Source organism: Wolbachia endosymbiont of Drosophila nikananu (assembly GCF_028981865.1).
Classification (GTDB): Bacteria; Pseudomonadota; Alphaproteobacteria; order Rickettsiales; family Anaplasmataceae; genus Wolbachia; species Wolbachia pipientis_B.
The window spans coordinates 55,331-61,342 of record NZ_JAPQLL010000070.1 but is presented as its reverse complement, the minus strand read 5'-3'; the positions used below and the strand labels follow the sequence as shown (position 1 = coordinate 61,342).

At 37.5% G+C, this 6,012-nt stretch carries 5 protein-coding genes and 2 tRNA genes; 2 read left to right on the top strand and 5 right to left on the bottom strand.

From position 1 onward, the window contains the following. The 4 genes from tuf to carA all read right to left on the bottom strand — a co-directional run. Window positions 1-1,172 (bottom strand): elongation factor Tu (gene tuf / locus OZD67_RS05495; RefSeq protein ID WP_182183220.1); only part of this gene is annotated, 1,172 nt, incomplete at its 3' end. A 78-nt stretch (window positions 1,173-1,250) separates the two neighbouring features. Continuing rightward, window positions 1,251-1,321, bottom strand: a tRNA-Gly gene (locus OZD67_RS05490). Between the two features lie 4 nt (window positions 1,322-1,325). After that, a tRNA-Tyr gene (locus OZD67_RS05485) sits at window positions 1,326-1,408 on the bottom strand. A gap of 114 nt (window positions 1,409-1,522) precedes the next feature. Next, on the bottom strand, window positions 1,523-2,614 hold the full coding sequence (gene carA / locus OZD67_RS05480; protein ID WP_182182800.1) for a glutamine-hydrolyzing carbamoyl-phosphate synthase small subunit: 1,092 nt from the start codon (window positions 2,612-2,614) through the stop codon (window positions 1,523-1,525). Window positions 2,615-2,893: 279 nt separating this feature from the next. Between carA and OZD67_RS05475 the strand changes: the two genes are divergently transcribed. Then, window positions 2,894-3,301, top strand: a complete 408-nt coding sequence (locus OZD67_RS05475) for a hypothetical protein (protein ID WP_310732639.1) — start codon at window positions 2,894-2,896, stop codon at window positions 3,299-3,301. 188 nt (window positions 3,302-3,489) lie between these two features. On the opposite strand, the gene glpX is transcribed toward OZD67_RS05475, so the two are convergent. Then, complete coding sequence (gene glpX / locus OZD67_RS05470; protein ID WP_182184151.1) at window positions 3,490-4,407, bottom strand: class II fructose-bisphosphatase; 918 nt, start codon at window positions 4,405-4,407, stop codon at window positions 3,490-3,492. Between the two features lie 126 nt (window positions 4,408-4,533). Between glpX and OZD67_RS05465 the strand changes: the two genes are divergently transcribed. Then, window positions 4,534-5,424 carry a hypothetical protein gene (locus tag OZD67_RS05465; RefSeq protein ID WP_182182802.1) on the top strand — a complete coding sequence of 297 codons (891 nt, stop codon included), beginning with the start codon at window positions 4,534-4,536 and terminating at the stop codon, window positions 5,422-5,424. Window positions 5,425-6,012: the final 588 nt, after the last annotated feature.

The window sequence follows — 6,012 nt, the reverse complement described above, 5'->3', positions numbered from 1 at the left end:
CACTCCAAAATCTCAGAAACAACACCAGAACCAACAGTTCTACCGCCTTCTCTTATCGCAAAACGCAATCCCTTATCCATTGCTATCGGTACTTGCAATTCTACTTCTACACTCACATTATCTCCTGGCATTACCATCTCCTTCCCATCTAGCAATTTTATGCTCCCAGTTACATCCGTTGTTCTTAAATAAAACTGTGGCTGGTAATTTGCAAAAAATGGTGTATGCCTTCCTCCTTCTTCTTTCTTTAATATATAAACCTCCGCCCTAAACTTTCTATGCGGCGTTATCGTCCCCGGTTTTGCTAATACTTGCCCTCTCTCCACTTCTTCTCTTTTTGTTCCTCTGAGCAATATTCCTACATTGAGTCCTGCACTCCCCTTATCCAGCAACTTCTTAAACATTTCTACACCTGTGCATATCGTCTTTTGCGTCGCTTTCAGACCTATTATCTCTATCTCTTCTCCCGTCTTTATCTCCCCCTTCTCTATCCTTCCTGTTACCACCGTTCCTCGCCCCGATATCGAAAATACATCCTCGATTGGCAATAGAAATGGTAAATCCACAGGCCTTGGTGGGACCGCCACATATTCATCTAACTTTCCCATCAATTTATCTATTGATTTCTTTCCATATTCGCTGCTGTCATCCTCCAGCGCTTTCAATGCAGACCCCACTACCACAGGCACTTCATTCCCTGGAAATCCGTATTTATTCAGCAATTCCCTCACTTCCATTTCTACCAAATCTATCATATCAGCATCAGCAACATCAGCTTTATTTATATACACCACGATATATCCAACACCTACCTGCTTCGCTAGCAATATATGCTCTCTCGTTTGTGGCATTGGCCCATCAACCCCCGACACTACCAATATTGCCGCATCCATCTGTGCTGCACCTACTATCATGTTCTTTACATAGTCAGCATGTCCAGGACAATCAACGTGTGCATAATGCCTTTTTTCCGTCTGATACTCAACATGCGCTGTTGCTATCGTTATCCCCCTCTTCCTTTCTTCTGGCGCTTTATCTATCTGATCGTACGCTACAAAATTTCCATAATGCTTTGTTATTGCCGCTGTTAACGTTGTCTTCCCATGATCCACATGGCCTATTGTTCCCACATTTACATGTGGCTTTCCAAATGCTTCCACTACTGCTGTCATAATTTAAACTTTTCTACCTAAAATACAAATACATCAATAAATAATATGTTGATTTTATAAAAATACAACAAAAAAAAGAGCGGATAGTGGGAATCGAACCCACGTCACTAGCTTGGAAGGCTAGAGCTCTACCATTGAGCTATACCCGCACAATGGAGGAGGTAGGATTCGAACCTACGTACGCTCACGCGGACAGATTTACAGTCTGTTACCTTTAACCACTCGGTCACTCCTCCGCAAAAATTTGTTAAGAGAACGCTATTTTAGTACCTTAACTCAAGCTTTTATTGTATTTAATACTAAACGCCTAAAATTAAAAAATCAAGCAATAAAACCTACCTTAATTAAAATCATGCAGATTCCATTTTATACAACACAATATTGTCAATAAAACGTCTAAACAAATAATGCGAATCATGCGTACCTGGCGCTTCTTCTGGATGATATTGCACAGAAAAGACTGAGTAATCCTTCATCATTATTCCCTCTACACTATTATCAAATAGAGAAATGTGAGTAATTTTAACATTACTTGGAAGAGAAGCTGAATCAACAACAAAACCATGATTTTGGCTAGTAATCTCAACTTTTCCACTAATTACATCATAAACTGGATGGTTACTCCCTCGGTGACCAATATCCATCTTGATGGTCTTTGCTCCCAAAGTAATCGCAAGTAATTGATGACCCATGCATATGCCAAAAATTGGGATTTTAGATTTTATAATAATGTCTATTTCTGAAACTATACTTTCTCCTATTTCTTGCGGATCACCAGGACCATTTGAAAGCACTATACCATCTGGATTCGTACTCAACACTTTTTGAGCAAAACCTGTGCTTGGTCTGATTAATTCAACTGTACAACCAAGTTCTATTAAGCGTGAAACTATACTGATTTTTACGCCAAAATCAACAATTACAACCCTATATTTTGCATTAAGGTCATTTTTAAAATTACTATGCAAGCTGACTTTATTGGTTATTTCTATCCCATTTACAGATTTGTATTCCTTCAATTTGTCCAACGCATGCGCCTTACTCGATGAGCATATCATTCCATTTTGAGATCCATGTTCTCTCAAATGTCTCGTTAAAGCTCTAGTATCAACTCCTGATATCCCAATCACGTTATTTTTCTCTAACCAATCATTTAAACTGATATATGAAGAAGGGTGGGACATAGAAGAAAGTTCACACATAACCACACCACTTGCAAAAATTTTCTCTCCCTCATTATCTTTATGGTTTATTCCAATGTTACCAATATGAGGAAAAGTGAACGTTATAATTTGATCGGCAAAAGAAGGATCAGTTATAGTATGCTGATAACCGGTCATACCAGTGGTAAAACAGACCTCACCTATGCACTTGCCTTTTTTACCCACTGATTTTCCCCAAAAGCATTTACCATCTTGTAAAATTAAAACTGCGTCCTGCACTTCATTATCTATTTAACTGATTCAAAACAGTATACAAGAATTTTAAATAATACGTAACTCTTTCTAAGATTCCAAATTTAACCACGAGGCGGCGAAGAACAACATAAAAAAACTTTTAACGCGCCCTTTCATAAAATACGTTGACTATCTCTGTATTTTATATTAGATATAGGTAAATCATAAGTAAAGTGGAGGGTAACAATAAACACTAACACAAATCAACCTAAAAAAATAAATGAGAAGTGGTTAACTATAGTAGCTGGCTCGCTGTTATTTGCAATGATGCTGCCGTCGATTCTTCCTTTAGCAAAAATAGCTATAGGGCTAATTATGGTTTCAGTTGCAGCAATAGCGATAAAAGTTGCCTTAAAAACAACATCAAACGTTCTTGAAAAGAAGGAAGCAGGTCAAAATCAAGTAGCACAACAAACAACACAAAGTAAAATTATGAATCTAGCTATTGGGTTAGTGTCCATATTTGTAGGTGGGCTATCACTACTTATGATAGCACAAACTGGCTTGATTGCAGCATGTGCAGCTATAACTTCTTTAGCTCTACACGAATATGTTAAAAATGAAGAAATAGGAAAAGATATAAACAATAAATTCGATAAGGTAGCTGACGGTATCACTGACTTTATTGTTAGCAGTGTTGAAAACTTATTCCAACAAAGCCGCCAGGCATAACAGCCTAAACTGTCTCCGTTCAGCAGAGTGGTTTAAGACACAATAGATAGAAGGTTTTGAAAAGGGTTCAGCCTTTTTTTATGTCCGTCTTGAGGAACTTCTTATACAATTAGTTTCTCTTGAGAAAATGAATCTAACATTTTAACACTCCCTTTAACTCTTACATAATATATTGAAAAATAATTAACCTAACTTATAACTTGCAGCTTTATCAGCCTATTAGGCAGAATTATTAAAGAATTAGTTGAATAGGTATTATGATTCAATTTAACTCCATCCACAAGTTCTCCGTTTGTTACTCCAGTTGCAATAAACACTGATTCACCTTTTGCCATATCTTTTACGGTGTAGACTTTTTCTGGGTCATCAATATTCAAACTTTTTGCTCTTTCTCTTAACTGATCCGTGTCAAGTACTAATCTTCCCTCCATCTGGCCGCCGATTGAGCTTAGCGCTGCAGCCGCAAGCACTCCCTCTGGTGCTCCTCCTATACCAATATACATATCATGATTGCCATTTACTAGTGAAACTACGGCCGCAACATCACCACCATCTATTAGTTTAACTTTTGCTTCTAACTTCCTGATTTTCAATATTAATTCATCATGCCTTTCACGTTTAAGTACAGTTACCACGAGATCATTTACTTTACATCCTTTTGCCTTGGCTAAATTGTCTAGATTTTTCTCAATGCTATTTTTTAGTGAGACTACACCCTCTGGGAGATTTTTTCCCACTGCTATCTTTTCCATATAAACATCAGGTGCATGTAAAAAATTACCTTTTTTCGTTGCAGCAAGAACGGACATTGCCCCTGATTTGTAATGAGCACAAATCGTAGTGCCCTCAAGTGGGTCAACAGCGATGTCAATCTCAGGACCATTTCCTGTACCAACCTTTTCCCCAATATACAGCATAGGAGCTTCGTCTCTCTCCCCCTCGCCAATTACGATAGTACCATTTATTTCCATTGAACTTAATACTGTACGCATTGCATCAACTGCAACCTGATCGGCCTTTTTTTCATCACCGAAGCCTGCTAGTTTATATGCAGCAAGTGCTGCAGCTTCAGTCACTTTAACTAATTTATAAGCTAAATCTTCCATCATTTGCTCGAGAATCATAAATAAAGAATCCAATATATATCATGCCACTTTAGACTGCAATATGTCTTGACTGGTTGTGGGAAAGTTGCTGTAATAAATTAGATAGTAATAGTGGTAAAATTTGATATGACTTATGAAGAGATAAAGGAAATTGTAACTCAAAATCCTGATATAACTGCTGAGGAGTTTGGTGAAAAGCTCAAAGAAAATAGGATAAATATAAAAAGAGCAAATAAATATCATTATACTTTACTTGGGCATATTGTTAATTCAGAGGGACCTAATATTACAGATAATACCAATGATCGTGCTATATTTCTACAAATTATTAAATTACTCACAGATTTGAAAACTAAAGGCAATACTGGTCAACTCAAATATGTAAAAGCTGGATTGAGCGAAGCTATCACGACTAAGCAAGCTGATGTTGTAAGAATATTCCTAGATAGTGGTAAGTTTAATGAAGAAGAAAAATTTGATGCTTTGCTCTGTGCTGTTACTCAAAAGTATGTCCAGGGAGTTAAATTATTGTTAGGTCATGTAAATGATGAAAATGTGCAAAAGGCTTTAAAGGTGGCCATGGATAAAGAACAAACTACACAAGTTGAAGAAATTATTCAGGTGCTCTTAAACTTTATTACACCAGAAACACCTAATGTAGAAGAAAATGGAGCAAAACCTTGCAGCAGTAATGGGAGCATTGGTAGTAGACCTGTAGCAACAGCGCCTCCAGTTAGTACTAAATATAAAGAAAGCAAAAAGGATTTTTACACCTCATTGACAAAAGATATTGTTGGAGTTGTTATTACAGGATTATTCATTGCTGCTGCTGTAATGGTTCCATATGTAGCTGGTGCGGTGGTTTGTGGTGTTATAGCTGCTTTGGTTGCAATAGGTACTGGATTACATATAAAAAATTCTACATGGCCAAGTTATAGAGAAATAAAAGAAAATGAAATTGGATACGTAAGTTCAAAAACTGAACAAACATTGCGATTTGAGAAGAATCTCCACTAGGAAGGGTGTCATGCAAGTAACCTCCTTCTCCTGTCATCCGAGTAGCCCCTTTTTTGTCATCCCAGTGCTCCTTTCTCGTCATCCCAGTGCGTGACACTGGGATCCAGAAGACTTAATTTCAACCAAATAATAAAGGCTAGATCCCAGTGTCACGCACTGGGATGACACCCTACTTAACCGTCATGCCACCGCGAACCGTCATACCGCGATTCATTCGCGGTATCTCATCCGCTAACAAGAGATCCCGCTGCAGGATGACGGTTGTCGTTTAGCTACAAACATTAAGAAATTTACCAAACGAAAAAAAAGGCAAAAAAAGCCCCGGTTAACATCTATTTTCAGTATTGGCGTTTTTTAAGTCTTAAACACTGCAATTTAGCTGCTTTTAAATGCAACTAACCTTAGCTTTAATATTTAAGAAATTTACTAAGCAGAAAAAAAGGCAAAAGAAACCCCGTGTTAGCTAGTTGTCACTCTCTAATCCTGCAAATTGGCGTACTATACTGTATTAAACGACTTATAAGCGCGTTTCAGCTTATATAGGTAAAAACCCAGAAATGTTGTGAAGACATAAGGTGCACATAGTGC

Excerpts from the sequence above, each read along its gene's own strand:
- OZD67_RS05475 (WP_310732639.1), top strand. The coding sequence starts at position 2,894 with ATGATGCTGCCGTCGATTCTTCCTTTAGCAAAAATAGCTATAGGGCTA.
- glpX (WP_182184151.1), bottom strand. The coding sequence starts at position 4,407 with ATGGAAGATTTAGCTTATAAATTAGTTAAAGTGACTGAAGCTGCAGCA.
- OZD67_RS05465 (WP_182182802.1), top strand. The coding sequence starts at position 4,534 with ATGACTTATGAAGAGATAAAGGAAATTGTAACTCAAAATCCTGATATA.